This is a genomic window from Peribacillus simplex NBRC 15720 = DSM 1321, assembly GCF_002243645.1.
Lineage (GTDB): Bacteria > Bacillota > Bacilli > Bacillales > DSM-1321 > Peribacillus > Peribacillus simplex.
In genome coordinates, this window is record NZ_CP017704.1 from 3067587 (window position 1) to 3093257 (window position 25671).

The 25671-nt window shown below is 41.7% G+C and carries 28 protein-coding genes; 18 read left to right on the top strand and 10 right to left on the bottom strand.

The annotated features are described in order from the left end of the window. Positions 1 to 42 precede the first annotated feature (42 nt). Positions 43 to 303 carry a DUF1871 family protein gene (locus BS1321_RS14695; protein WP_063234080.1) on the top strand — a complete coding sequence of 87 codons (261 nt, stop codon included), beginning with the start codon at positions 43 to 45 and terminating at the stop codon, positions 301 to 303. 36 nt (positions 304 to 339) lie between these two features. Here BS1321_RS14695 and BS1321_RS14700 read toward each other — a convergent pair whose 3' ends face one another. Beyond that, positions 340 to 1182 (bottom strand): alpha/beta fold hydrolase, encoded by an 843-nt coding sequence (locus tag BS1321_RS14700; RefSeq protein WP_063234081.1) that lies wholly within the window; start codon positions 1180 to 1182, stop codon positions 340 to 342. Positions 1183 to 1488: 306 nt separating this feature from the next. Here BS1321_RS14700 and BS1321_RS14705 point away from each other — a divergent pair, with 306 nt between their 5' ends. Together BS1321_RS14705 and BS1321_RS14710 are read left to right on the top strand one after the other, a co-directional pair. Then, entirely contained in the window at positions 1489 to 1989 is a 501-nt protein-coding gene (locus BS1321_RS14705; RefSeq protein WP_063234082.1) for an Lrp/AsnC family transcriptional regulator, read from the top strand. Beyond that, a complete protein-coding gene (locus BS1321_RS14710) occupies positions 1986 to 3155 on the top strand; it encodes an aminotransferase (RefSeq protein ID WP_063234083.1) in 1170 nt (389 codons plus the stop codon). Before BS1321_RS14705 ends, BS1321_RS14710 begins: the two co-directional genes overlap by 4 nt. A gap of 161 nt (positions 3156 to 3316) precedes the next feature. Here the strand turns inward: BS1321_RS14710 and BS1321_RS14715 are convergent, their stop codons facing one another. Continuing rightward, positions 3317 to 3670 carry a helix-turn-helix domain-containing protein gene (locus BS1321_RS14715; RefSeq protein WP_063234084.1) on the bottom strand — a complete coding sequence of 118 codons (354 nt, stop codon included), beginning with the start codon at positions 3668 to 3670 and terminating at the stop codon, positions 3317 to 3319. 141 nt (positions 3671 to 3811) lie between these two features. Continuing rightward, positions 3812 to 5155, bottom strand: coding sequence for a sodium-dependent transporter (locus tag BS1321_RS14720; protein WP_063234085.1), 1344 nt, complete (start codon positions 5153 to 5155; stop codon positions 3812 to 3814). 345 nt (positions 5156 to 5500) lie between these two features. On the opposite strand from BS1321_RS14720, the gene yugI reads away from it, so the two are divergent. Continuing rightward, positions 5501 to 5905 (top strand): S1 domain-containing post-transcriptional regulator GSP13, encoded by a 405-nt coding sequence (yugI, locus tag BS1321_RS14725; protein WP_063234086.1) that lies wholly within the window; start codon positions 5501 to 5503, stop codon positions 5903 to 5905. 136 nt (positions 5906 to 6041) lie between these two features. Here the strand turns inward: yugI and BS1321_RS14730 are convergent, their stop codons facing one another. After that, positions 6042 to 6275: a DUF378 domain-containing protein gene (locus BS1321_RS14730; protein ID WP_063234087.1), complete on the bottom strand. Its 234-nt coding sequence runs from the start codon at positions 6273 to 6275 to the stop codon at positions 6042 to 6044. A 205-nt stretch (positions 6276 to 6480) separates the two neighbouring features. Here BS1321_RS14730 and BS1321_RS14735 point away from each other — a divergent pair, with 205 nt between their 5' ends. From BS1321_RS14735 to BS1321_RS14750, 3 genes are all read left to right on the top strand, one after another. Then, positions 6481 to 7644, top strand: a complete 1164-nt coding sequence (locus tag BS1321_RS14735) for an iron-containing alcohol dehydrogenase (RefSeq protein WP_063234088.1) — start codon at positions 6481 to 6483, stop codon at positions 7642 to 7644. A gap of 147 nt (positions 7645 to 7791) precedes the next feature. Further along, positions 7792 to 9138: a glucose-6-phosphate isomerase gene (locus tag BS1321_RS14740; protein ID WP_063234089.1), complete on the top strand. Its 1347-nt coding sequence runs from the start codon at positions 7792 to 7794 to the stop codon at positions 9136 to 9138. A gap of 243 nt (positions 9139 to 9381) precedes the next feature. After that, positions 9382 to 9786 (top strand): YugN-like family protein, encoded by a 405-nt coding sequence (locus BS1321_RS14750; RefSeq protein WP_063234091.1) that lies wholly within the window; start codon positions 9382 to 9384, stop codon positions 9784 to 9786. Here BS1321_RS14750 and BS1321_RS14755 read toward each other — a convergent pair. Continuing rightward, complete coding sequence (locus BS1321_RS14755) at positions 9783 to 10775, bottom strand: potassium channel family protein (RefSeq protein ID WP_063234092.1); 993 nt, start codon at positions 10773 to 10775, stop codon at positions 9783 to 9785. The genes BS1321_RS14750 and BS1321_RS14755 overlap by 4 nt on opposite strands. Before the next feature lie 262 nt (positions 10776 to 11037). Next, a complete protein-coding gene (locus BS1321_RS14760) occupies positions 11038 to 12324 on the bottom strand; it encodes a glycoside hydrolase family 18 protein (protein ID WP_063234093.1) in 1287 nt (428 codons plus the stop codon). 165 nt (positions 12325 to 12489) lie between these two features. Here BS1321_RS14760 and BS1321_RS14765 point away from each other — a divergent pair, with 165 nt between their 5' ends. Beyond that, positions 12490 to 12693 (top strand): alpha/beta-type small acid-soluble spore protein, encoded by a 204-nt coding sequence (locus tag BS1321_RS14765; RefSeq protein WP_063234094.1) that lies wholly within the window; start codon positions 12490 to 12492, stop codon positions 12691 to 12693. A 60-nt stretch (positions 12694 to 12753) separates the two neighbouring features. On the opposite strand, the gene BS1321_RS14770 is transcribed toward BS1321_RS14765, so the two are convergent. Further along, positions 12754 to 13497: a glycerophosphodiester phosphodiesterase gene (locus tag BS1321_RS14770; protein WP_157732813.1), complete on the bottom strand. Its 744-nt coding sequence runs from the start codon at positions 13495 to 13497 to the stop codon at positions 12754 to 12756. A 153-nt stretch (positions 13498 to 13650) separates the two neighbouring features. Between BS1321_RS14770 and BS1321_RS14775 the strand changes: the two genes are divergently transcribed. The 4 genes from BS1321_RS14775 (at position 13651) to BS1321_RS14790 (ending at position 17942) form a co-directional block, all read left to right on the top strand. Beyond that, on the top strand, positions 13651 to 14478 hold the full coding sequence (locus BS1321_RS14775; RefSeq protein ID WP_063234096.1) for an undecaprenyl-diphosphate phosphatase: 828 nt from the start codon (positions 13651 to 13653) through the stop codon (positions 14476 to 14478). A 375-nt stretch (positions 14479 to 14853) separates the two neighbouring features. Then, positions 14854 to 16173 carry an APC family permease gene (locus tag BS1321_RS14780; RefSeq protein ID WP_063234097.1) on the top strand — a complete coding sequence of 440 codons (1320 nt, stop codon included), beginning with the start codon at positions 14854 to 14856 and terminating at the stop codon, positions 16171 to 16173. Between the two features lie 146 nt (positions 16174 to 16319). Then, on the top strand, positions 16320 to 17513 hold the full coding sequence (locus tag BS1321_RS14785; protein ID WP_063234098.1) for an MFS transporter: 1194 nt from the start codon (positions 16320 to 16322) through the stop codon (positions 17511 to 17513). Between the two features lie 99 nt (positions 17514 to 17612). Continuing rightward, positions 17613 to 17942, top strand: coding sequence for a hypothetical protein (locus tag BS1321_RS14790; RefSeq protein WP_063234099.1), 330 nt, complete (start codon positions 17613 to 17615; stop codon positions 17940 to 17942). 106 nt (positions 17943 to 18048) lie between these two features. Here BS1321_RS14790 and BS1321_RS27520 read toward each other — a convergent pair whose 3' ends face one another. Beyond that, on the bottom strand, positions 18049 to 18192 hold the full coding sequence (locus BS1321_RS27520) for a hypothetical protein (protein ID WP_155726480.1): 144 nt from the start codon (positions 18190 to 18192) through the stop codon (positions 18049 to 18051). Between the two features lie 145 nt (positions 18193 to 18337). On the opposite strand from BS1321_RS27520, the gene BS1321_RS14795 reads away from it, so the two are divergent. From BS1321_RS14795 to BS1321_RS14805, 3 genes are all read left to right on the top strand, one after another. Beyond that, complete coding sequence (locus tag BS1321_RS14795; protein WP_063234100.1) at positions 18338 to 19201, top strand: STAS domain-containing protein; 864 nt, start codon at positions 18338 to 18340, stop codon at positions 19199 to 19201. A gap of 178 nt (positions 19202 to 19379) precedes the next feature. Continuing rightward, on the top strand, positions 19380 to 19817 hold the full coding sequence (locus BS1321_RS14800; RefSeq protein ID WP_063234101.1) for a hypothetical protein: 438 nt from the start codon (positions 19380 to 19382) through the stop codon (positions 19815 to 19817). 318 nt (positions 19818 to 20135) lie between these two features. Beyond that, positions 20136 to 22505 carry a penicillin acylase family protein gene (locus tag BS1321_RS14805; RefSeq protein WP_063234102.1) on the top strand — a complete coding sequence of 790 codons (2370 nt, stop codon included), beginning with the start codon at positions 20136 to 20138 and terminating at the stop codon, positions 22503 to 22505. 54 nt (positions 22506 to 22559) lie between these two features. On the opposite strand, the gene BS1321_RS14810 is transcribed toward BS1321_RS14805, so the two are convergent. Beyond that, positions 22560 to 22778, bottom strand: coding sequence for a hypothetical protein (locus tag BS1321_RS14810; RefSeq protein WP_063234103.1), 219 nt, complete (start codon positions 22776 to 22778; stop codon positions 22560 to 22562). Further along, on the bottom strand, positions 22771 to 23394 hold the full coding sequence (locus tag BS1321_RS14815) for a sigma-70 family RNA polymerase sigma factor (protein WP_063234104.1): 624 nt from the start codon (positions 23392 to 23394) through the stop codon (positions 22771 to 22773). Before BS1321_RS14815 ends, BS1321_RS14810 begins: the two co-directional genes overlap by 8 nt. A gap of 156 nt (positions 23395 to 23550) precedes the next feature. Between BS1321_RS14815 and BS1321_RS14820 the strand changes: the two genes are divergently transcribed. The 3 genes from BS1321_RS14820 to BS1321_RS14830 all read left to right on the top strand — a co-directional run bounded on the left by BS1321_RS14820 (position 23551) and on the right by BS1321_RS14830 (position 25461). Then, positions 23551 to 23715, top strand: a complete 165-nt coding sequence (locus BS1321_RS14820; protein WP_081088496.1) for a YvrJ family protein — start codon at positions 23551 to 23553, stop codon at positions 23713 to 23715. 418 nt (positions 23716 to 24133) lie between these two features. Further along, complete coding sequence (locus BS1321_RS14825; RefSeq protein WP_063234105.1) at positions 24134 to 24961, top strand: GNAT family N-acetyltransferase; 828 nt, start codon at positions 24134 to 24136, stop codon at positions 24959 to 24961. 41 nt (positions 24962 to 25002) lie between these two features. Next, positions 25003 to 25461 (top strand): DinB family protein, encoded by a 459-nt coding sequence (locus tag BS1321_RS14830; RefSeq protein ID WP_063234106.1) that lies wholly within the window; start codon positions 25003 to 25005, stop codon positions 25459 to 25461. Positions 25462 to 25671: the final 210 nt, after the last annotated feature.

Consider the following 25671-nt stretch of genomic DNA (forward strand, 5'->3'; position numbering starts at 1 on the left):
TGAAATCATGTTCTTTGAAAATATTGAGCAGGTGATGATTATATGGATACACAGCAAATGAATTTAGCGTTGGTTGCCGTTTTACAAGAATGGGACCCATTCAAGATAGGATGGGATCTATATGAGCCGGAAATTGCAGATACGGTCGTAGCAATCCGGGATCTAGATGACCCAAAGGAACTGGCGGAAAAAATAAAATCCATTTACGAGTTCGCGTTCGATGAATCCGTTCAGATGGAAAAGTGCCTGGAAGTTGCACAACAGCTGCTCATCATTAAAAATGATGCCAGCTGTTCGATCTAAAGGTGTAAAAGGGTGTACCCATCAGGGGCACCTTTTTTACGTTGGGGTGGCTACTCCAATAAACCCCTTGATTAATTGATACACTTCTGCCGGTTTCTCCTCTGGAAGAAGGTGCCCGGAATCCTCAATGACAACAAGCTCGGAATTAGGCAGGTCTTCATGGAGCCTTTGGCCAATATTCAATGGCACCACTCGGTCATGCCTTCCCCAAATAAGCAGGCATGGTGTATGAATATCACTTAGGTCCTCCTTCAACAAATCGACTTCCTTATCTCGAAGCATCCTCCCCAATGCCCGGAAAATATCATGCTTCTTTATGAATGGTCCTAGATATCCCTGTCGCATTTCATCGTCAATCATGGCCGGGTCATGGACGACATTTTTCAAGTTCTTTTCGATACCTGATTTTTGTAGATACCGCTTTATCCCGAATGAAAAGAAAGGCAGGTAACTGACCATCTTCATTTTTTCCGAATATCCGGGCTGATAGCCTGAACCTGCAAGAAGAATGGCATGGTCGACAAGATCAGGATATGATTTGATGAGCTGCAGGGAAATCTGCCCGCCCATGGAATGGCCGATGGTACTGAATTTCCTGATGCCTTTTCCTTCTAAGAACATAACGACGGATTTAGCGATGTTCCGGAATGAATATGTATATCGATATTCTTTTCCGCTTTGCCCGAATGGGGGGAGGTCTACTGAGATCACATTGAACTCCTTGATTAAATAGGGCACTAATTTACGGAAACTGAAGCTCGATGACAAAAATCCATGAAGCAGGACAAGGGTGGGGAGGGAATCATCGATTCGGTCATATTCAAAATAGATTTCCATATTACCCACCCGTTCGACACCTTTGATTGTATGACTTTCCATAAAAGCTCCACCTCCGTTATTGGTCAATGATAAAAACCCATGCTACCCTGAATATTCCAAAAAAGGTCCTTTAATACTGTTGCATAACAGTAATTGTAATAATAACGATGAAAAAAGACAATTACTATAACAGGTCACCGACCAATTTTGATATAATAGTGTAAGTTTATCCTGACAGAATAGGACTTATTAAATTATATTGTCATATAGGTTTTTTTAAAAGTCTAATAAGGTAATTCGTGAGACTATCTGCCAGCCAAACCATCACATCTAAAAATTAGTGAATTCCAAAAGGGGGGTTTTCCAATGCACTTGAATGAAGAGGAATTGGAAGTCTTGAGAATCATTGAAAATAACAGCCGGATTGATCTGAAGGATTTGGCTAAAATGACCGATCAATCAGATTCGGACATTGAAATAACATTGAAGAAATTAGAAGATATGCGGGTTATTGTACGTTACTTAACGGTCATTAACTGGGCAAAAGTGGATGAATACCATGGTGTCACAGCGATGATCGATGTAAAAGTCACTCCAAAACGCGGCGTCGGTTTCGATGAGGTCGCAAAAAGAATTTACAAATTCAAAGAAGTCGAGTCCGTTTATTTAATGTCTGGGGCTTATGATCTTTCAGTCATTGTCGAAGGACGTTCGATGAACGAAGTAGCAAGCTTTGTTTCGGAAAAGCTTTCGACACTGGATTCCGTCATTTCTACGACGACTCACTTCATTATGAAAAAATACAAGCATGATGGCACCATTTTTGATCAAACTGAAGAAGATAAGCGGATAGTGGTGTCACCATGATTAAAACGAGTTATGTTTCAAAAACGATTGCAGAGCTTAAACCATCAGGCATCCGCCGCTTTTTTGACTTGGCTGCCAATTTGGAAGGGGTAGTCTCTCTTGGTGTGGGTGAACCGGATTTCGTTACGTCTTGGGCAGTAAGGGAAGCGGCGATCAACTCCTTGGAGGAAGGATATACCTCATATACGGCCAATGCCGGATTATATGAATTGAGGTCGGAAATCAGCGGGTATATGGAGAAGCAGTTCCATGTTTCTTATAGGCCAGAGGATCAAATCATTGTCACGGTCGGAGCAAGCCAGGCCCTCGATATTGCCCTGAGGACCATCTTGAATCCAGGTGAGGAAGTCATTGTCGTCGAACCTTGTTTCGTCGCCTATGCACCGCTTGTGACCATGGCAGGGGGAATACCGGTCACGGTCCAAACATCCAAGGAAGATGACTTTAAGTTGACTCCCCAACAGCTTGAAGCGGCGATCACGCCTAAAACGAAGGCAGTTTTAATCTGTTCACCGAATAACCCGACGGGAACACAGCTTGGGCATGAAGAATTAGTGATGCTTGCTGACATCGTTAAAAAGCATGACTTGCTGGTGATTTCCGATGAAATCTATGCCGAACTTGCTTATGATGAGAAATTCACTTCTTTTGCTGCCATTGACGGCATGCTTGAGCGGACAATTGTCATCAATGGGTTTTCGAAAGGGTTTGCGATGACTGGATGGCGTCTTGGGTTCGTTTGTGCACCTAAGGAAATTTCCGAAGCGATGCTTAAGCTTCATCAATATGCGATGATGTGTGCGCCGACCGTTGCGCAACATGCTGCATTGGAAGCTTTAAAGCACGGTATGCAGGATGTGGAAGAAATGCGTCGGAGTTATCGGAGAAGGCGAAATTATATCGTGAAATCATTTAATGAGATGGGTCTTGATTGTCATAATCCTGGCGGGGCTTTTTATGCTTTTCCTTCAATTGAGAAAACGGGGATGACTTCAATGGAATTTGCTGAAAAACTTCTGACGGAAGAACTTGTGGCCGTTGTACCGGGTGATGTGTTCGGGGAAAGCGGTGAAGGGCATATCCGATGTTCGTATGCATCCTCCATGGAACAGCTTCAAGAAGCGCTTAGAAGGATGGAACGTTTCATGAAGAATCATTGCCAATAAAAGCAAAAAAATAGGGATCCGGCCGTTTTAAGCAGCCGGATCCCTTTCCATAGGGGGAATTAGAAAAAAGAGTTAATCTAATGGATTAACATAGAAAGTGTTAATCATAGTATATCCAGTATCCTGAAGAAAAATACACATACTACGACCCATTTTTTGAATTAAGCTTGTGTATTATATAAAGTATGCATAACATTCAGAATTTGTTCTTCGCTAAAGTCCTTAGCTGTTCTTAGAATGAGCTCCGCTTTTTTGGTTCCGATTTCTTCAATCAGTTTTTTTATGTCCTCGTCGATACCAGCGGCGTTCCCAGTTTGGGCATCCTTCAGGAATTCTGAAGCTGGAATGTCAAGAACGGTGGAAAGCCGTAAAATGGTTTGTGTATCAGGAACCGATTCACCCGATTCATATTTTTCAATTTTCTTCGTGCCGATTCGTAATTTTAAAGCCAGTTCCTGTTGAGTGAGGTTGTGATTTTCTCGGTATTGCCGGATATTCTTCGCGATATTTGACATAGTGAGACACTCCTTTTTCAGGAAATATATTTTCTTTATGTAATTATTTTACCATATTATTACTTAAGGAAAGTAACAGAATATGTAGGTTTTGTGAAAAAAAATGCCGCATCGAGAAATATCGAAACGGCACGATGAATGTTAAATGAGGTTAGTTGACTTAAGGAATACGAGTATGATCATGATCGGCACGATGTAGCGAATCAGGAAGTACCAAAGTTTAAAAAGTGATCGGCCGGTATCAGCGCCAGATTCGAACTCCTTTTGTACCTCGATCCTTTTCATTTGATAGCCGATGAAAAGGGATATGAACAAGGCACCGACGGGCAGCGCGATATTGCTTGTCAGATAATCAGCGAAATCGAATATGGATAAATTGAAAATCTTCACATCCGAAAGCACCCCAAAGGATAATGCGCTTGGAATCCCAATCAGGAAAACGGTGATACCAGCTATCCAAGAAGCCTTCTTCCGCTTTGCAGCATCACCCTTGATCATGGCTGCAACGACGATTTCGAGAATGGAGAATGCCGTCGTTAGGGTGGCAAATAATAATAATATGAAGAAAATGAACATGAAGATCCCGCCAAGCGCCATTTCATTGAAGACGGCAGGCAACACGACAAAAACTAGTCCAGGCCCGCTTGAAGGGCTGAAACCTAGTGCGAAAACAGCCGGGAAGATGACCAAACCTGCCAGCAAGGAAATGAAGATATTCAGGCCAACTACTGAAAAGGCCGATTTTGTAATATCTTCTTTTTTACTTAAATAGGATGCGTAGGTTACCATCACGGAAACACCGACACTTAGCGCAAAGAAGGATTGGCCCAGTGCCAATAGGATCGTTTCCCCAGTTAATGCGGAAAAGTCCGGCTTCAAGAAGAATTTAACACCCTCGATTGCTCCATCCAGAGTCAAGGAACGGATCAGAAGAATGATGAAAAGAATGAACAAGGAAGGCATCATATATTTATTCGCCTTTTCAATTCCCTTTGAAACGCCGCCTTGCACGACCCAAATGGTAAAGACCATGAATAATAACTGAGCGATAACCGTTTCATAAGGATTACTGATTATCGTATTGAAGAAGTTCCCATATTCCTCTTGAGTCAAGTTTGAAAGGGAACCTGTAAAGCTTCTTGCTAAATAAGAGATGATCCAGCCTCCTACAACACTGAAGAAGGAAAGCAGAATGATTGAAGCGACGACACCGCCATATCCAATCAATGCCCAAGGTTTTCCCGGGGCGATATGTTTATATGCGCTAATGGCATCTTTCTGTGCGTTGCGGCCAATCGTGAATTCCGCTATTAATATCGGTGCACCGATAAGTAGGGTGAATAAAATGAAGAGCAGGAAAAAGACCCCTCCACCATTTGCCCCAGTCATATATGGGAGCTTCCAGATGGCACCCAATCCAATAGCGGATCCCGCGGCTGCCAGTATGAACCCAAGTTTTGAAGTCCATTGATCTTGTTTTGACATGATGGTAAAACTCCTTTAGATGTAAAGAATATCTAGCTGTATATTACTTTTGTTAAAATATTTTCTCATCTTACTATGATTATGAGGGATTGGATAGTGTTTTAATATTACAATCTTTAGAAAAATGAGTGAATATTTAAGGGAAATAGAGGTTATTTGCAAATTTTTAGGATAAGTTATAAATAAAGATCTTATAATATTTATTATTTCCAAAAAACAAACATTTTTAATGAGTAAAATCCCAAAAAGTATGGTATACTTAACTTTGATTATTTTCCAATTATGTGATATAATTTTTTATTGCGTGAAAAGACGAAAAAATATATATAAAATAGGAGTGTTACCATGTCTGAAAAATTCGAAATTGGTGCGGTAGTTGCTGGTAAAGTAACTGGTATTCAACCATACGGTGCATTTGTTGCTCTAGATGATTCAACTCAAGGTTTAGTTCATATTTCTGAAATTACTCACGGCTTCGTTAAAGATATCAACGAACATTTAAAAGTGGGCGATGAAGTGAAAGTTAAAGTGCTTTCCATCGATTCAGCTGCTGGAAAAATCGGCTTATCGATCCGCGCTACAGAAGAAGCTCCTGAGCGTACTGAAGCTCCGAAAAAAGCTCCGAAAAAACGCCAAGCATCTGTTAAAGCGACATCTCACATCGAATCTACTGAAGGTTTCAACACATTGAAAGACAAACTTCAAGAGTGGATTGAACAATCTCAACGCGAAGACTTAATCAAAAAATAATTTTGGAAACCGGCAGATCCTTCGATCAGCCGGTTTTTTTTGTTCAGGGGCATATGAATGAAATAAAGCCGGGTCATGTGTTTATCCATGGTCCGGCTTTATTTTATAGAACATAAACAATGTCAATGGCATGACATCAACGAGTCGGTTTGGTTTCAGGCTCTCTGGAAATTTCAGGGCTTGGTTTAAAGAGAAGACCAAGATTAATGAGACCGGCGATTCCGACCAATCCATAAACGATACGGGCCAATCCAGCATCTTGCCCTCCGAAAATCGAAGCGACCAAGTCAAATTGGAAAAAACCTATTAAACCCCAGTTGATTGCCCCGATTATTGTAAGAACAAGTGCAGTTCTTTGTATTCCACTCAATGTGAAGCCTCCTTTTTTTGAAAAAATCAGTTCTTTACTTATCATGCTTTTTCATCATGAAAATATACATCACTACAAAAGTTCCGGGCGGATACTTTGTATTTAAATGGAACATTGGTCATAATGAATAAAAGAAAAACTATCCATTGGCACTGTGGACAATTCCAAAAACGGAGTCAATGTGGCATTAAAGGAGAGATATCCATTGGAGAATTTCACTTATAAAAATCCTACAAAAGTAATTTTCGGGAAAAATCAGCTTGAAAGCTTAAAAACTGAAATTCCTGCTTATGGCGATAAAGTTTTACTTGTATACGGTGGAGGAAGCATAAAGAAAAATGGCTTATATGAAAAAGTGGTCAATGCCTTGAAAGATATCGATGCAGAGGTGCACGAACTTTCCGGAGTTGAACCGAATCCACGCATCTCAACAGTCCGAAAAGGTGTTGATCTTTGTAAAGAACATGGTATCGACTTTGTCCTTGCTGTTGGAGGAGGAAGCGTTATAGATGCTACAAAGGCCATCGTTGCGGGTGCTAAATACGAGGGAGATCCATGGGATCTCGTCATTAAGAAGGCACCAGTCGAAGGGGCCCTTCCATTCGGAACGGTGCTGACTTTAGCTGCAACCGGCTCTGAGGCGAATTCCGGATCTGTCATAACAAACTGGGAAACAAAAGAGAAATATGGATGGGGAAGTCCATTGGTATTTCCGCAATTCTCCATTTTGGATCCTGAAAATACTTTTTCAGTACCAAAAGACCAAACGGTATACGGAATGGTCGATATGATGTCACATGTGTTCGAAACGTACTTCCATCCGGAAACGCATGCGCCGCTTCAAGACCGTTTTTGTGAATCGCTGTTATTGACGGTGATTGAAACGGCACCTAAACTATTGGAAGACCTGGAGGATTATGAGCACCGGGCTACTATCCTGTATGCCGGGAACCTAGCCTTGAATGGGTCGCTTGGGGTCGGTTACAGCGGAGATTGGGCAACGCATAACATTGAACATGCCGTTTCAGCTGTTTATGACATCCCGCATGCAGGAGGATTGGCCATCTTATTCCCAAATTGGATGAAGCATGTGCTCCATGAAAATGTCGCACGCTTTAAACAAGTTGCAGTCCGTGTATTCCATGTAGATCCGGAAGGTAAAACGGATGAGAAAGCGGCCCTTGAAGGTATTGAAAGACTTAGGTCATTTTGGAGCAGCTTAGGGGCGCCGACCAATCTTTCAGATTATGGCATCGATGACTCACAATTGGAAGTCATGGCTGATAAAGCGATGAGCAGAGGGGAATTTGGACGATTCAAAGTCCTGAACCGTGAAGATGTCCTTGCCATTTTACGGGCTTCATTATAAACAAGTGATATGATCCATTCTCCTACCTTGTCAGGTGGGAGATTACTTTATATGCATAATTCGTTATTTACTTAATCGATTTCTTGATTATGAGAATTACATCAGATAAAGTGAAAGGGAGACTAAAGAATTCAAGGAGGAATTTGAATGGCCCATATTCGTTTCGATTATTCAAAAGCCCTGCCGTTTTTCGGGGAGCATGAAATTACTTATTTACAGGATGCTGTAAAAGTGGCACACCATTCCCTGCATGAGCAGACAGGGGCAGGCAATGAATATCTTGGCTGGCTTGATTTACCGGCCAATTATGATAAAGAAGAGTTCTCAAGAATCAAAAAAGCGGCCGCGAAAATAAAAGAAGATTCAGAAGTGCTGCTGGTTATCGGAATCGGTGGATCATATCTGGGAGCACGAGCAGCAGTTGAGATGCTTCAACATAGTTTTTATAACATTTTACCGTCGGATAAAAGAAATGCACCGCAAATTTTATTTGTGGGTAATAATATAAGCTCTACATATATGCAGGACGTAATGGACCTATTGGAAAATAGGGATTTCTCGATCAATGTTATCTCTAAATCCGGTACGACCACGGAGCCTGCACTGGCCTTCAGGATTTTCAGGAAACTGCTGGAACAAAAATACGGCGTTGAAGAAGCTAAGGGCCGCATTTATGCCACCACTGATAAAGAGAAGGGCGCATTAAAAACGGTAGCGACGGAGGAAGGTTTCCAAACTTTCGTCATTCCTGATGATGTTGGAGGACGTTACTCGGTCTTAACGGCTGTAGGGTTGCTTCCGATTGCGGTCAGTGGGGCGGATATCGATCAAATTATGGAGGGAGCCGAGCGTGCTAGGGTGGACTTCAGTTCTTCCGAGCTAGGTGAGAATCAAGCGTACCAATATGCGGCGGTTCGGAATATCCTTTACAATAAAGGGAAAACGATTGAAATGCTGATAAACTATGAGCCTGGACTTCAATACTTCTCTGAGTGGTGGAAACAATTATTTGGAGAAAGTGAAGGAAAGGATCAAAAAGGGATATTCCCTTCATCGGCTAACTTCTCGACTGACCTGCATTCATTAGGGCAGTATGTTCAGGAAGGGCGGCGTGATCTTTTTGAAACAGTCATCAAAGTGGAAAAGGCCCGTCATGAAATCTTGATTGAGGAAGCGGCCAATGACTTGGATGGCCTGAATTACCTAACAGGTGAAACGGTGCAATTCGTGAATAATAAAGCATTTGAGGGTACGCTGTTAGCCCATACGGACGGTGGCGTTCCTAACCTGATCGTAACGGTTCCTCAGCTCGATGCTTATACTTTTGGCTACCTTGTATATTTCTTCGAGAAAGCTTGTGCAATGAGCGGATACTTACTGGGTGTAAATCCATTTGATCAGCCTGGAGTGGAAGCCTATAAGGTGAACATGTTTGCTCTTTTAGGCAAGCCAGGTTATGAAAAGAAAAAAGCGGAGCTCGAACAGCGCTTATAATATTAAAGTCATCAAGCTGGAATAATATCCAGCTTGATGGCTTTTTTTGTTGAAAGCTATAGTAGTGCCATCAAGGAAGCGGCGAAGAGAAAGAAACTTCACAAAAGCATAAGGGATAGCTTGGAAAACAATGCGGAAGCCAAATTCCTTTTGCCAATCGAGGGAACAATAGAGTCATTCCAGGTTTTTTTTAAGACACTTTGGTTAAGCTAATAGAAAAATTAGCGAAAGAGGTTTTATACAATGATTAAAATTTCTTCTCAGTTGGAAGGGAAAACGTTCGGTTTGTTCGATCTGGAGACGAAGTTAAAACCGGAAGGCTATGTGATAGGCGGAGGATGGGATTACGACCATGGTTCTTTTGATTATAAGATTGATGACAGTGATGGATACCAATTCCTGCGAGTCCCTTTCAAGGCCGTTGATGGTTCACTGGATAAGGATGGGGTAATGGTTGAACTTTTACAACCGTTTTTGTTATCTCATAAGTACGAGGACGGGAATGACGATGAAGGAAATATCGGAAACCTCTCCGCTTCCTTCAATCAGTTTGCTGAGCCTGAAAATCCGGATGCCGAATTTCCGGAAAACTATATTTCATATGGAAAAACGCTTGTCCGTGATTTGGAAAAGCTTTTATTACATTAATCTTCAATGATGAGCAAGGTGTCATCACGTTGTATGATTACATCTCCAGGGGGCTTGATTAATGTCTTGCCTCCTGAAATGATGCCGACCAATAAAATGTCTTGATCGAATAGCTTAACGCTCAACTGTTTAAACGCCAATTCAACCCAGTCATCCTGGATGGGCAGCTGTTTGATGTTCAATCCATTACGCTCTTTTTGCTCTTCGGTTTCCGCAAGAATCCCCTTCGATAAGCAATCCTGCATATATTCACTTGCAAATTTATTCGTTTCCACTATACCGTCCGCTCCAGCCCGTAAAGCATTTTCCTTTTGTTCATGCGTTAATATTTCCACAAGACAATATACATGCGGATTCAGCCCTTTGACGGCCAGTAACGTTAATATCGAGAACATATCCGTTTGTAGCTCGTCTTGCTTAAGGTCAGCCGTAATAAGGACGCGCATGGCTTGTTTAATATTGGCTTTCTGCAAAACGGAATCCAATGTAGCTTTTCCTTGGACAAAGTGGATATTCGTTCTTGGAAGCGGGTGCTTTTGCAGTGTATCATCTATAAGGACAATGGATAGATGATGTTTACGATCATGAATGTTTTGGATGATTCTCTTTGACCGGCCATTCCAGCCTACAATGATAATATGACCGCCGCCGCCGAATACTTTCTTTCCTGTTAGAAATTGCTGTTCATTGGAAATGGAAATTTTAGCAATGTGCGCAAAATAAGAGGTAATCAGACCGGCTCCCGACAAAATGAGGACCATCCCAATGACTTTTCCAAGATTAGTAACGGGAGTGAAATCTCCGTAACCCACCGTTGACATAGTGACGATTGCCCACCAGATGCCATCAAGTAAAGTAGGGAATCTCTTCGGCTCCACAATGTGGATCAAGACCCCGAATGAGAGTAAAAATAATGCGATTATAGAAAGCAATCTGATGAAACGCGGAAATCTGGGAACGGTGCTCATGTATGGACCGATTCGAATCATGTTTTTCACACCCCTTAAGCTGTTCCTTTTAGTATGTTCAAAAAAGGCTTGGCTCATAAGGGTTCAGACAGACAAACTTTGAATGAATTCGGCATATTACCTGGAAAGCTGCCAGTCGATTTAGGGTAAATGATAAAAGCCTTCCGGATGATGTCGGAAGGCTTTTAGTGCTCTGAGTCACGTATCCTGAACTGGACTTCATGCTCGATAATTGATTATATGTCCGTTTGAGTTTCGGGATTCCAAGGGCTCAATCTTTTTTTTAGACTCTTCTCCGCACGTTAAAGTTATCACTGATAAGCAGCCAGTTTTGGGGGAAGGCTAAGCCGAGCTTCCAATAACTCATTCCCCTTAGATTCAATTCTTTGAGTAAATCGAATTTTGCCTGAATGGATCTGGCATCTTCAAACCACACCTCATGCTGCCTATCCTCAATATCGGTATAATTGAAGTGCGGGGCCTGTGCGGTTTCATCATACTCGATGGAAACATCATTGTCCGCCGCAATCTGGATGGCCTGCTGCGGACTCACGGCCCTGGCAGTGGATCCCTGGACAAAAGGCAGGGTCCAATCATAGCCATATAGATTTTGCCCCATCAGGATCTTGTTGGAAGGAATATCGGTGACGGCATATTCGAGAACTTCCCGAACAGGTCCAATAGGTGACACTGCCATTGGGGGTCCGCCGCTATATCCCCATTCATAAGTCATGATGATAACGAAGTCGACGATTTCACCATGTGCTTTATAGTCATGTGCCTCATACCAACGGCCTTTTTGCTCAGCACTTGTTTTAGGGGCAAGTGCCGTGGAAATGAACCATCCTTCTTTCTTGAAACGGTCCCTGGCTTTTCGGAGAAATTGATTATAGGCTTCTTTATCTGCCGGCCTTAAAAACTCAAAGTCAAAGTGGATATCCCGGAATCCATATTTCTTTGCCGTTGTAACGATATTGTTCAGGAACTTATTCTGAACGGAAGTATTCGTTAAGATGATTCGCCCGAGCTCATCGCTGAATTGGTCATTCTCCTGATTCGTGATCACCATCATCAGGACATTTTTATTTTCTCTGGCGATGGCAGGGAATTCATTGAGTAATGGCTCTTTTAAGGAGCCGTCTCGTAGCGCCTGGAAGCTGAAAGGGGCTAAGTAGGTTAAATAGGGCGCAGCTTCCCTGGCAGCCGTTTCAAGGGCCGGTGCAACCGTCGTACCCCGCGGCTCGACATAACCGTTGAATTCGGCGGTCCTTTTCTTCCGTGCCGGAATATAGAGCCGGTATCCAACCGATAGGATTTGATTTTCGGAAATGCCATTTATATTTGCCAATTCTTGAACAGGGACATCAACCCTTTGGGAAATGGAATAAAGACTATCACCCGGTTGAACGAAATAATAACTGCCGACGATTGGAATGACAAGGGCCTGCCCCGAAACAAGATTATTTGGGTTAGGGATCTTATTTGATTCCACGAGCCTGTCAACGGTTACGCTGTACGTCTGGGCGATGCCATATAACGTCTGGCCTGGCCTAACCACATGAATTTGCAATTCTATTCCCTCCTACTGAAAGTTTCCTAACAGTTTATGAGCATAAAAAGAAATTCATGATAAAGAGCTTAGAATTGAGAGAACCCCAAACGAAAAAATTCAATAAATTGGCAATAATAATTTAAGCCTAAAATGCTAATTAATATTAGTAGGAGGTGAAAATACATGGCAAACAACAATAACAGCAATCAACTAGTAGTAGCTGGTGCAGAGCAAGCTCTACAACAAATGAAGAATGAAATCGCTAGTGAATTTGGTGTAAACCTAGGTGCTGACACTACTTCTCGCGCTAACGGATCTGTTGGTGGGGAAATCACAAAACGTTTAGTGCAAATGGCTGAGCAACAATTAGGCGGGTATGCTCGTTAATTAACTGAATAAAAATGGATTAGAAAGAGAAGGAGCATCGCTCCTTCTCTTTCGCATTGTTCAGCTAGTTGCCTGCCAAGCCTTTAAAACCTTGATTGCCTTTTCAGGGAAATCGGTCATGATAACGTCGACTCCCAACTTAGCGAGCTTGACGATGTCGGCTTCATCATTGGCGACCCAAGGCCGGATTTTATATCCAAGTTCTTTCGCTTTTTCATTAACTGCTGGAGTCAGGCTGTTTTTATCTGGATGGAAACCGGCCTCTTTTTTATCACGTAAGATTTCTTCGAAGTTTTCAGGAAGCCCCTCGAACAATAATGCACGTTCAAGGTCTGGGGCAAGCATCTTCACTTTTTCAATGGATTGATGGTTGAAGGAAGAGAGGATCACCCGATTTTCCATTTGATATTGACGAATTAAATCAATGATCTTCTGTTCAATTCCTTCGTAAGCGAGTTTATCCGTCTTGATTTCGATGTTCATCAATAAAGCATTTCCCTTAGCCCAGTCGAAAACGTCCATTAAAAAAGGAATCCGCTCCCCAAGGAATTCACTGGAAAATTTGCTCCCGGCATCAGCCGTTTTCAGCCTTTGTGCTGAATGCTCTTTTACATAACCAGTAAGGGTGGTCGTTCGATCAAGTGTTTCGTCATGGATGATGACCAATTCCCCATCAGAACTGAGATGGACATCGAACTCGATCCCTTCGGCCCCAATTTCTGCCGCCTTTTGAAATGCAGCCATGGTATTTTCAGGATGCGTCCCCTTGGACCCCCTATGGGCAAAAATCAGTATGTTTTGCAAAATCATCACATCCCCTTTAAACTTTATCTTGAACCCTATCATACATGTATCAATGAATTGTTTCAGCAATGTTTAATAGACAATATTTTAAACAACGAGTAAAATACATATGGTATTTCCATAAATAGGTGTTCGAAATATGAGGTGAATAAAATGAATATGTGGGAAATTTTTGTTGCAGTTATCCTTGGTCTTGTAGAAGGATTAACTGAATTTGCTCCTGTATCGTCTACAGGGCATATGATCATCGTCGATGATTTATGGTTGAAATCGACCGAGATCTTCGGGAGTGAAGTAGCCAATGCCTTTAAGGTGGTCATCCAGCTTGGTTCGATACTCGCCGTCGTCGTGCTCTTCTGGGGACGGTTCATGGACTTGCTTGGGTTAAGGAAGTTGAAAGATACAGGTGCTGTGAAGGGACCAAAGCTTAACCTATTGCAGATATTCATCGGATTGCTGCCGGCTGGCGTTTTAGGTCTATTATTCGAAGATTACATTGATGAACATTTATTTACGATGAAGACGGTCATCGTCGGATTGTTCCTTGGCGCGTTATTGATGATTGCTGCGGATAAATTCCGTCCAAAACTGACTGCAGAAACGGTTGACCAAATCACTTATAAACAAGCTTTCGGTGTAGGGTTAATTCAATGTTTGTCACTGTGGCCGGGATTCTCGCGTTCAGGTTCAACCATTTCCGGAGGAGTGCTTTTAGGAATGAGCTATCGCGCTGCTTCCGATTTCACGTTCATCATGGCAGTGCCGATCATGGCTGGTGCCAGTCTCTTGAAAATCGTGAAATACTGGGAGTTCTTCACGCCTGAAGTTCTGCCATTCTTTATTGCAGGTTTCATCAGTGCATTTATCTTTGCGTTATTCTGTATCCGCTTTTTCTTGATTTTAATCAATAAAGTTAAATTGACTCCTTTTGCCATTTACCGGATCGTCTTGGCGATTGTGCTTCTATTCATTATTTGGTAATACGAAATGAAGCGTTGAAATTGGAGAGGAGCCACCCCGTTGATTCGGGGTGGCTTTTTTTGTGGCCGAAAAAAAGCTGGAATCCCAGAAAATTCATCACGAATGATAATTGAGTTTTATTGTTTTTAATTCGTCATTATCGAGGTAATTATCAATAAATCCTTTTGTAATAAAAAAATATTCGGTTTTTGATGCAGTTTCAGACATAATTAGTAAAAAAAATATAAATGTAATAAAGCTCCCTGAGCGTAGTGATACCAATGAGTTTTGGTAGTTATTTAAATATTCAAATGATTACATAAACTATTCTCGTATAATTTATATGATATAATTTTAGTATAAATAAAGTACATGTGTACACCTGGGGAGGACAACATGGGAAATGACCAATTGAAGAAAACGGTTGGCTTTTGGGTTGGAACATCTATTGTAGTTGGTACAGTTATCGGTTCTGGAATTTTCATGAGACCTGGAGACGTGCTTGAATTAAGCGGTAATTCAACCATGGCCATGTTAGCTTGGCTGATAGGTGGTCTGATTACCCTTGCAAGCGGGTTGACGATTGCGGAAGTGAGTACACGGATTCCTAAAACTGGAGGCTTATATGTCTATATGGAAGAAGTGTACGGAAAAGCATGGGGATTCCTATGCGGCTGGGTTCAAACATTGGTATATGGGCCTGCAGTCATGGGCGCACTCAGTTTATACTTCGGGTTATTAGTTGCAGGAATATTTAATATCCCTTCAGGCTACACTTTGGCGATAGGGATTCTTACGATCGTATTTATAGCAGGCATGAATCTTCTGGGGACAAAATACGGCGGTATCATCCAAACCTTATCGACCGTTGCTAAATTGATTCCCATCATTTTCATAGCGGTTTTCGGTATCGCACAAGGTGATATGCCTGTATTCAATATCCAAAGTGAAAGTTCAATGAAAATCAGTATGGCCGGTGCGATTTTGGCTACGCTCTGGGCGTATGATGGCTGGATGAATGTCGGCTTCATGGCAGGGGAAATGAAAAACCCGCAGAAAACGTTGCCGCGAGCAATCATAACGGGATTAGTCGTGGTCATGGTCGCTTACTTGGCTGTGAACCTTGCCATGCTTCATGTATTGGGGGCGGAGGGAGTCATAGCCCATGGTACGAATGCAGCGAATGTTGCGGCAACGATGCTATTCGGTGAATTGGGCGGGAAATTGATTTCAATCGGAATAGCGATTTCAATCTTCGGTTGCTTGAACGGAAAGCTTCTGACCTTTCCGCGCATTACCTTGGCGATGGCGACTGATAAAATGATGCCAGGCCATAAACAAATCGGGAAAATATCACCTAAGTTTAAAACGCCAATAAATGCTACGATATTGCAAGTGATCATTGCAATCATCATGATGGTTGCAACAGACCCTGACAAACTTACCAATATGGCTGTATTCTCTGTCTTCTGTTTTTATGGATTGGCCTTCTATGCGGTCTTCATCTTACGCAGAAAAGATCCGGATGCGAAGACTTATAAAGTGCCGTTTTACCCATTCATCCCCATCGTCGCGATTGCTGGCGCAATATACATTGTTGTAAGCACATTAATCGATACACCTTTAAATGCCTTGTACTCTGTGATCATCCTCATTATAGGTATGCCAGTATACTGGCTCCTTAAAAAAAGTGAGCGGGATGATAAACGTTCATAATAATGAAAAACCCTTCACTGCATGCAGTGAAGGGTTTTTTTTATAAATTGCTGGAATGAAATTTTCCTTTGGACTGCGAAATAGACAACTCGGGAAGTTCGTATTAACATAGGGGGAAAGTTAAATAGTGAAGGGTCTGAACAAAAGTGAATTATATTGAGCCTGCTGGTAAATCATTCAGGAAAACAATCTTGGCTTTATTTCTTGGTAGCTTTGTAACGTTTGCGGATCTGTATAGTACCCAACCGGTCATTCCGGTTTTCGCAAAGCAATTCGGAGTCTCTCCTGCAATGGCAAGTCTTACATTATCTTTCGCAACTGGAACGCTTGCCATCTGTTTATTGCTTGTTTCCTTTTTCTCAGAAAATATCGATAGGAAAAAAATAATGGGGACGGCGCTCACTCTGTCTGCATTGTTATCCATATGTGTCAGCTTCATCCAGGATGATTTATACATCCTTATCGCAATACGGGCGATTCAAGGAGCGGTGCTTGCAGGTTTCCCGGCAATTGCGATGGCTTATATCAATGAAGAATTTCATCCGAAAAGCCTAGGCTATGTAATGGGGATCTATGTGAGTGGTTCAAGTATCGGCGGATTGGCTGGCAGGCTGATTGTCGGGGTGCTGACCGACCATTTCTCATGGAACATAGCGATTGGAAGCCTTGGGGCTTTAAGTTTGATCATCAGTCTGGCTTTTTGGTGGATGCTTCCGGCTTCACAGCATACCGTCCGCGTAGGAGTCTCATTGTCGAGAATCAAAACCTCCCTTATCAATAACTTTAGGAATGGCAGACTAGTACTCTTATTCGGTATGGCTTTCTTATTAATGGGCTCGTTTGTTACCATTTATAACTTTGTGGGTATACCTTTAATGGGACCACCATATCATTTATCACAAACATTGATTGGCTTCATTTTCATTATCTATCTTGTGGGGACATTTAGTTCTACATGGATGGGGAAGCTTGCTGATCAATATAGTCGGAGGCTTGTACTTCTTATCGGAATTGCAATCATGCTGATGGGCGCCCTTTTAACCTTATTGGATCCGCTTTTGCTGAAAATAATGGGGCTTGCCTTGTTTACATTTGGCTTTTTTGGAGCCCATTCAATTGCGAGCAGCTGGGTCGGAAGGTTGGCTGATAAGAGTGAAAAGGCTCAAGCATCCGCATTATATCTCCTGTTTTACTATGCAGGATCAAGTGTAGTGGGGGCATCAGGCGGTTTATTCCTGATGAAGTTCGGATGGGGAGGGGTCATCTCGGCTGTATCCATTCTCATCCTCCTGGCTGCCGCTTGTGCGATGATGGTTGAAAAAGTGAAAATCGTTAAATAAAATGATCTTTTCTATCATGTTTTTCCGGAATCCTGAATATAATCTAGTGAAAATGGAGATTGAATAATAGATTGATAAGAGAAGAGGGTAATAGATAGAGTGAAACGAAAAGCTGTAATTCTCATTGGGTTAATAGCCGTTTTAATTATATTATTCGTTGTATACTTAACAAGTCCAAGCAGATTGAAAAAGGTGGAGATTGTTGAAAAATACTATCCTCATTTCTCCGATGGCAAGGCAGTCGGTTTTAAGACGAACGAAGTCATTGATGTGACGGAAACCGAAGAGGGATCCAATTGCGCAATGAAATTCAACAATGGGAAAACGTTGGAAATTGATTGTGACCGTTATTTAACATACAAAATTGATGAAACAGTCTATATTACTACTGAAGGGAACCATGTGAAGGAAATCCGGAGAAAAAGATAGTGGCAATCAATATTTAATGACGAAAGAGCTGAGTTTACTTAATAAACAAACTCAGCTCTTTTATTTTATCGATGAAAAAACCCAGGCCGTTTTGGACTGGGTTTTTTCATTTTTTATCTTTGCTTTTACTTTTATCCTTTTTATTACGCCGAAGTACATCCAAGATTCTGCGGCTGTTATTTTTACTGTTTATGAGTTCGACTAAATCGCTCATGTTTTCAGATTCGAAGTCTTTTTGATCTTTTTTCATGGTAATCCCTCCAAGTCATATATCATAATACCCTTATATTGAAAAGGGTAAACGTCTATTATCATATTGGTAATAGAAGGATTTTATATCCTTAACCATTAATTTTTTGATAAAATATGATAAAAGCCCTGTATGGGAGGTCCATATGGAAGAATTAAGAATGATCGGTGAAAAAATTGAAAAATTTAAATATATCTTAGTGGAGCATATCGAGTTGTTTGAAGAAGAGGAACCGCTCTATGATTTTGAAACCAGTAAAGAGGTACGGTCAAAGCTTATTCAAATTCATGCAGATGCCTTGATTCATGGAAAGGCACAAGCGATGGAAAGTATGAAAATAACGGGTATGGAAATAGGTAAGCGCATCGTGGATATGGGTATTCCTTTAGATAAGAATATTGAGGAAGCACAGCTTGTGCGTAACCTTTTCTGGAGTTTCATTGAAGAAGAGGTAAGCAATCGCTATTACTCCATTGAAATTCTGTTAAAGGCAAGCTCGATAATTGATGCAATCCTGGACCAGTTCATACACTGTGTGAGTATCAGTTACGTGAATCATTATAAAGAAATGGCGAAAATGGCAAACGATTCTTTGCAGAAGATAAAAGAAAACCAAGAAGTCATGGAAGAATTGTCCACCCCGATTGTTCAGACCATATTAAAGGATGTGCTGCTCTTACCATTGATTGGACGCATTGACGATTGGAGAATGGAGTCGATGCAATCGACGGTACTGCGTAAATGTGCAGATCTGCATGCGGAAGTATTGATCATGGATTTCTCGGGAATTACCTTTACGAAGGAAAGCAATATGCTCTCCCTGTTGGATCAATTAGTGGGGGCACTGGCGCTGATGGGAACGGAAACGATGTTTGTCGGTTTTACCCCTGATGTCGTGAAAGAGATCGTCAAACTTGATTTCGCAAATCAGGTAAAATCCTTTCTATCGTTCAGACAGGCCCTGGAATATTTGTTTAAACAAAGAGGGCTGGCTCTTCAGCCAGTATGATGGAGGTATCCTTTTTCAGGGTATCTTTTTTTCTATGTCAGCCTACCATTCCTGCAACTTTCATATTTTTCGCCCATCGATATTTCTCCATGTTATAGTGAAATGACGTCGGCGGACATGTTGATTTTCATTTAAATTAAATAGGACATGTAAAGCGTGTAAGGAAGGTGGATGAAGAGTGTTTTTCAAGAAAAATGAAGAACTTGATCATAACGAAAAATGGTATTGTGTAGGAATCATGACGGATAATGGGCTGGAGGATGAAGAATATGATATTTTGTCCAAACGCATTCTCGACTCGGTCCAAAATGTATCGGTCATATCGGACTTGGTAAGGGTGGAATGGGATATGGATAAATTGCGAGCCTTGAACGAACGTTTTCAGGACCCTTCATTTTCCGACCCATGTTTTATCATTAATGAATTCATACCAGAGGATATAAAAAAGGAAAGAAAACTTCTGGAGAAAACTCATAAATGGAAGAGGCTCTTTGGTCTCCTCTCACCGATTGAATACATGGAAGCCGAGACGAAGGCGGCCCATGACTTTGATAAAGCTCTCTTTTATACAGACGATGCAGATAAAGTGATTGAATACATTATTGCAAATAGCTAGCATCCCCTGCCACATCGATACATTGTATCGGTGTTTTTGCATTTGAGTTAAGGTTTATCGCAGCAATTTCACGGAAATAATCCGTCCTTGAGCGGGATGATTCGACTTTAAGCGGAAATAATTCGACCTTGTGCGTTGCAATTCGACCTTGCTCGGAATAATCCGACCTTGTGCGAGTAAAATCCGTCCTTGCACCTTTCTACCTTCTTGAAATAAAAAGAGAGAAAGTAAGGAAGTTGGTAGGAAAGATGGGGAGAAACGCGGAATATCTTAATTAGAAAGAGAAAGAGAGTTTTAAGGGGAGAGGAAGATGAATCGATGGAAGTTGCCGTACCTCAGCAAAAGCCAAAACGGAAGTGGAGAAAGCGTGCTCTATGGAGTTTTGGAATCCTGATTATACTTTTGCTGTCTGTCTTGATTGCTGCAAATGTATTTCTTTCAAGATCCTTGCCGGAAACAAAGGGGGAAATATCGCTTCCAGGTCTTTTGAAACCGGTTACGGTGGTGAGGGATTCAAGTGGGGTCCCGCATATCAACGCAGCGAATGATCATGATTTGTATTTAGCTCAAGGGTATATCCAAGCACAGGACCGTTTATTTCAAATGGATTTAAGCAGGCGTCAGGCGTCAGGAAGATTGAGTGAAGTGATTGGTGAGAAAACCGTCAAAAACGATAAGTATTTCCGCACACTTGGGTTGAGGCGGGCGGCTGAAGCCTCTTATGCAGCATATACAAGTGACGGGAAAGAAGCCTTGGATGTGTTTGCCGAGGGGGTAAATCTTTATATCGATGAATTGAAGGCGAATGGGAAATGGCCGGCGGAGTTCACTCTGCTTGGTTACGAACCAGAGCCGTGGACACCCATCGATTCGCTGACCATCGGTAAATATATGGCCTTTGATTTAGGCGGGAACTGGGAAGATCAGGCGTTTAGGCAGTATTTGCTGCAAACGTTCCCAAAGGAAAAAGCATATGATTTATTTCCTAATTATCCAAAGAGCGCTCCATATATCATCAGCAAAGAAGAACTGGATATTGAAAAAAGTTTTGCTGGCGCCGTTATTCCTTATGAATTCAACGGCAGCAATAACTGGGTCGTTTCAGGCAAGAAAACGGATTCCGGAAAGCCGTTATTGGCGGATGATCCCCATCTGGGATTAGCAACACCGTCCGTTTGGTATCAAATGCATTTGGAGGCCCCGTTAGTCAATGTTAGCGGTGTTATTTTTGCCGGGATTCCGGGAATCATACTAGGTCATAACGAAAAGGTCGCTTGGGGTGTGACCAATACCGGTCCGGATGTTCAGGATCTGTATATTGAGAGGAGAAATCCGGAAAACGAGAAAGAATTCTCCTACAAAGGTAAATGGGAAAAAGCTGAAATCCTGGACGAACCTATCAAGGTGAAGGATGGTAAAACACTTGACTATCAAGTGACGGTTACCCGACATGGACCTGTTGTCTCCGAGTTTGCCGGGAAAAGCGGAAAAGATACCGTACTTGCATTAAGATGGACAGCACTTGATCCATCTGCCGAGCTTGAAGCGGTACTGAATATGAATAAAGCGGGAAGCTGGAAAGAATTCGAAAAGGCCCTCTTGAAATTCGAAACGCCGGCACAGAATTTCGTCTTTGCCTCAGTCGATGGGACTATTGCCTATAAGGCGAATGGGAAAATCCCAATCCGGAAAAAAGGCGATAGTATGCTGCCAGTACCTGGCTGGACGGATGAATTTGAGTGGAAAGGTTATATTCCCTATGATGAACTTCCGAAAACGGTGAATCCGGAAGAGGGATTCATTTCGACAGCGAATAATAAAGTCATCTCAGATGATTATCCTTACCACATCAGCAATAACTGGGCACAGCCGTACCGTCAGATGAGGATACAGGAGTTTTTAAAAGCCAATAAAAAGCTTACGGCCGAGGATATGCAAAGCCTGCAGATGGATAAAGTAAATTTGCAAGCTAAGGAGTTTGTTCCTCAATTCGTGGATGTATTGAAAGGTCCATCCGGGAAACGGGAAGACCAGGCACTAACGATTCTGAAGAAATGGAATCATATTGATTCCGTTGATGAAGCGGCACCGATGATTTTTAATGTCTGGATGCGAAAAATAGGGGATGTTCTGCTTACAGAAGAAATACCGGAGGAAACCCTCAACCTCTTTAATGGAAGGCGTTCGGCCGTTGATGAACTACTAAGGCGGGCACTGGACGGTAAGCCAGGCCCTTGGATTGAAGAGGCAGGCGGACTTGAGCAGGTGCTTGCCAAGTCGTTACAGGAGACGTTAACGGAACTTGAAGAATCACAAGGTAACGATATAGCTGATTGGGAATGGGGAGACTTTCATCAAGTCAGGTTTAACCACCCGCTATCGAGTGTCGCCCCGTTAAATTATTTATTTAACAGCGGCGGCGGAATGCCGGTAGGCGGTAGCAGTGTCACCGTACAAGCGGCGGCATTTTTAGATGATGGAACCGTTAATCATGGTGGCTCCTGGAGATTTGTCATCGACCTAGCCGACATGAATCAAGGGTATCACCTCGTTGGCCCGGGTCAATCAGGTAACGTTAAAAGTGAGTGGTACCATGATCAGCTTGATGATTGGGCAGAAGGTACTTATCACAAAACCACATTGGACGATCCAAAAGGTGATAAGCTGACATTGAAACCATCATACTGATATTCAGAAAAAAAGTACCAAGTCCAGCATCCTTGCTCTGGACTTGGTACTTTTTCATTGTTTTTGCTTAGTAAAGAATTCTGCAAGGAACTCCTCGAAATTAGGGGCCTCGATTGCTGCGATTTTTTCATATGATTCAATGATCTTGAGTTTAATTTCTTGCTCCAGATCATTCCGGTCTTGATAGTTCGTGTTTTTTAACGATTTTTTTATTTTAGGATTCAAAGAGTCGATTAGATCCATCAATTCTTCTTTTGACAGTTTTTTATCCACAATGGCTTTTCTCCTTTCTAACATATACCTCATCCATATAGTGCTTTCGAAGTTTTTTTAGAGCTTGTTTACGGATGCTTGAGATATTCTGTGGCGACTCATGGAAATAGGCAGCAATTTCCTTGTTGGATAGGCCGTAGGAAAAGTTCATGGTCAGCACCAGGTTTTGTTTGGCTGTTAACTTCTTCAAGGCTTTTATCATCTCTTCATCACTTATGTGTGAAGCGAGTTCATTCGTTTCCCCCATCTTTTCAAGGTGAACGTCCAAAGTGCCGATTCGATCGAACAATCCGCCAGTATCCCTTGGTGTCGCATCAAGTACCATTCGATAGCGTTCCCGCTGCTTCCGTGCCCTTTTATCAAAGTCAACAGAGAAAAAGTAAATTAAGGAGCACATGTATTTATATACTTTAGCCCGGTAATAGAAAATTTTGAAAGTCTCGTTGAGATGACAAATGTTGTGGGGAGAAGGGGAATCAAGAGTTTCAGTGAAAATCTTTAAATGCTCTGGGTTCTGTAAAAATACTTGAATGATCGGTTGTTCAAAGAAAGATGAGTACTGTTGTTGCAGAAACTCCAATGAATGAGAAAAAAAATGAGAAGTTAATTGGTTCATTGTTATCCCTCCTTTAATTAATAAAGTGATAGACAAGGGGAATAAATCAATTATATAGGAACATTCGTTCTTTTTTCCATAAATCAATAGTGCTAGATTGATTTTTTAAAACAAGTTTCACTTTAGATATCAGATACAAGAAAAGGGGTGAAGAGGATGATGATTGAGGATGCTACTATGTGGGTTTCATTAGTTAGCGAATTTGGCTATCCATTCGTCGTTTCTATGTTTTTGCTCTTCCGCTTCGGTAAACAATTAAAAGAACTGACAACGGACGTAGAGAACTTAAAAAAGTCCGCTCATAAAACGAAAAAACGATAACCTCAGGACGTAATGTGCCGCCAGGTGTTAAACACCGAATTTCGGATTCTATTCTAAAAAGGGTCCGGAATTCGGGTATAAAGAAATGGGTACTATCTGAAAATCAAGACTTTGTTAAATCCCTCCCTTAAACTCAAATAAAATAATGATAAACCATTATTTGGAATATAGCACAAAATAGGTAAAAAATAATCGTCATTTGGAATCATTTTACTACTATAATTCATCCGCCAATGGAATTAGATAGGAAATCCTCCCCTCGTACGATTTTAGTTTTATAGATTAAAGTGAAAATACTTTTAAAAAAACAACTTCATTAAAAAACTTATGAATAGTATGCGGCATCCGAGTAAAAAAAGGGTGCTGCTTTTCTTATTTTTTGGTAATAAACTGATAATATGGAAAAGGGGTGGCGAATTTGAAGGATAAACAGCTAGAAGATATTCGGATCCTACAGCAAGAATGTGAACGGGAAGGATTTACTTTAAAGCTGAACTGGGAAACGCTTCGCAGTCGAAACGGTGTGAATAAGAATGACTTTCTTCACTATGATGGATTAAAACTTGTTGGTTTTCTTGGTCTTTACGATTTTGGAAACAAAGTGGAGATGTGCGGGATGGTGCATCCTGATTACCGGAGGCAAGGCATTTTTACAAAGCTGCTGGAAGATGCTATAAGGAGTGCCGTGGAGCGCAACTATAAGTTGATTCTCTTGAACTCACCTGCTCAATCCCATTCAGGGACAGAATTTTTGAAACAGCTCCCATGTGAGTTTGCTTTTTCTGAGTTTCAAATGAAATGGTCCGAAACGGAGCTTGATAATTATGTTGATGCAGTCGTTCGCCCTTCACGGAGAGATGATGAGGAAACGGAAATTCAGCTGGATATTCAATGTTTCCAATTTACGAAACAAGAGGCGAAGGATTATTATCAGCGCATCCTATATGAGGATACTCTGAAAACCATGATGATTGAAAAGGATGGCCGAGCGGTCGGTAAGATCCGTGTTGATCACTCAGACCGGGAAGCGTGGATTTATGGATTTTCCATTTTGCCAAAATACCAGGGAAAAGGACTTGGCAGAAAGGCATTGAAAAAGGTTGTAGCCGAACAATGCCAGCTGGGATATGATATTTTTCTCGAGGTTGAGGCGACTAATGAGCATGCTTTAAGACTCTATGAATCTTGTGGATTCAAAACCATTCAAAGACAAGATTATTATCAATACAAAGGAGGACAGTGCTAAAGGATACTTCGACGACATTGAGTGTTAGGGGGCTGGGGTGGATGTTGACATTATTCAATTATAACTGGCAGGTGCGAAGTGAGTGGTTCAAGTGGTGCCGGTCCTTACCGAGTGAGGAGCTGAAACGGCAGCGCACAGGAGGGATGGGCAATATATTGAAGACACTTGCCCATATTATCGATGTCGAATGCAGCTGGATCAGGGCCATACAAGGGAAGCCTGATGTCGCGATCGATTTGGACGCTTATGATACGATCGAAAAAGTGGAAGATTTATCTAACTGTTATCAGTCTGAGGCCATGGACTATTTGAACTCGCATTCAATTGATGATGAGAATGGAATGATTCAGCCATCTTGGATAGAGGGAAAATACGAAAAAGGCAGGATACTGCGCCATCTGATAGCGCACGAAATTCACCATATAGGCCAGCTGTCCATCTGGTCTAGGGAGATGGGTATCGAACCGGTATCCGCCAGTTTAATAGATCGGGATTTATAGATTTGCAGTTTTCAAAAAGGTTACCCTGAAATAAAGAGCGTAAGGAACGATCTTTGAAATCCATACGATGTTAGCAGGCTGGTTCATTTAAATGGGCCAGCTTTTTTTTTTTATTAAACTTTCTCCCTAAGGATTCAATGAGATTAGATAATGATTATATACATAATTGAAGGTATATCGAGCTATGTGTACTGTATGAAAATAGATAAA

What these genes read in the sequence shown, in the direction of transcription:
- BS1321_RS14695 (WP_063234080.1), top strand. Translation starts at nt 43, where the DNA reads ATGGATACACAGCAAATGAATTTAGCGTTGGTTGCCGTTTTACAAGAA.
- BS1321_RS14700 (WP_063234081.1), bottom strand. Translation starts at nt 1,182, where the DNA reads ATGGAAAGTCATACAATCAAAGGTGTCGAACGGGTGGGTAATATGGAA.
- BS1321_RS14705 (WP_063234082.1), top strand. Translation starts at nt 1,489, where the DNA reads ATGCACTTGAATGAAGAGGAATTGGAAGTCTTGAGAATCATTGAAAAT.
- BS1321_RS14710 (WP_063234083.1), top strand. Translation starts at nt 1,986, where the DNA reads ATGATTAAAACGAGTTATGTTTCAAAAACGATTGCAGAGCTTAAACCA.
- BS1321_RS14715 (WP_063234084.1), bottom strand. Translation starts at nt 3,670, where the DNA reads ATGTCAAATATCGCGAAGAATATCCGGCAATACCGAGAAAATCACAAC.
- BS1321_RS14720 (WP_063234085.1), bottom strand. Translation starts at nt 5,155, where the DNA reads ATGTCAAAACAAGATCAATGGACTTCAAAACTTGGGTTCATACTGGCA.
- yugI (WP_063234086.1), top strand. Translation starts at nt 5,501, where the DNA reads ATGTCTGAAAAATTCGAAATTGGTGCGGTAGTTGCTGGTAAAGTAACT.
- BS1321_RS14740 (WP_063234089.1), top strand. Translation starts at nt 7,792, where the DNA reads ATGGCCCATATTCGTTTCGATTATTCAAAAGCCCTGCCGTTTTTCGGG.
- BS1321_RS14750 (WP_063234091.1), top strand. Translation starts at nt 9,382, where the DNA reads ATGATTAAAATTTCTTCTCAGTTGGAAGGGAAAACGTTCGGTTTGTTC.
- BS1321_RS14755 (WP_063234092.1), bottom strand. Translation starts at nt 10,775, where the DNA reads ATGATTCGAATCGGTCCATACATGAGCACCGTTCCCAGATTTCCGCGT.
- BS1321_RS14765 (WP_063234094.1), top strand. Translation starts at nt 12,490, where the DNA reads ATGGCAAACAACAATAACAGCAATCAACTAGTAGTAGCTGGTGCAGAG.
- BS1321_RS14775 (WP_063234096.1), top strand. Translation starts at nt 13,651, where the DNA reads ATGAATATGTGGGAAATTTTTGTTGCAGTTATCCTTGGTCTTGTAGAA.
- BS1321_RS14780 (WP_063234097.1), top strand. Translation starts at nt 14,854, where the DNA reads ATGGGAAATGACCAATTGAAGAAAACGGTTGGCTTTTGGGTTGGAACA.
- BS1321_RS27520 (WP_155726480.1), bottom strand. Translation starts at nt 18,192, where the DNA reads ATGAAAAAAGATCAAAAAGACTTCGAATCTGAAAACATGAGCGATTTA.
- BS1321_RS14795 (WP_063234100.1), top strand. Translation starts at nt 18,338, where the DNA reads ATGGAAGAATTAAGAATGATCGGTGAAAAAATTGAAAAATTTAAATAT.
- BS1321_RS14805 (WP_063234102.1), top strand. Translation starts at nt 20,136, where the DNA reads ATGGAAGTTGCCGTACCTCAGCAAAAGCCAAAACGGAAGTGGAGAAAG.
- BS1321_RS14815 (WP_063234104.1), bottom strand. Translation starts at nt 23,394, where the DNA reads ATGAACCAATTAACTTCTCATTTTTTTTCTCATTCATTGGAGTTTCTG.
- BS1321_RS14820 (WP_081088496.1), top strand. Translation starts at nt 23,551, where the DNA reads ATGATGATTGAGGATGCTACTATGTGGGTTTCATTAGTTAGCGAATTT.
- BS1321_RS14830 (WP_063234106.1), top strand. Translation starts at nt 25,003, where the DNA reads ATGTTGACATTATTCAATTATAACTGGCAGGTGCGAAGTGAGTGGTTC.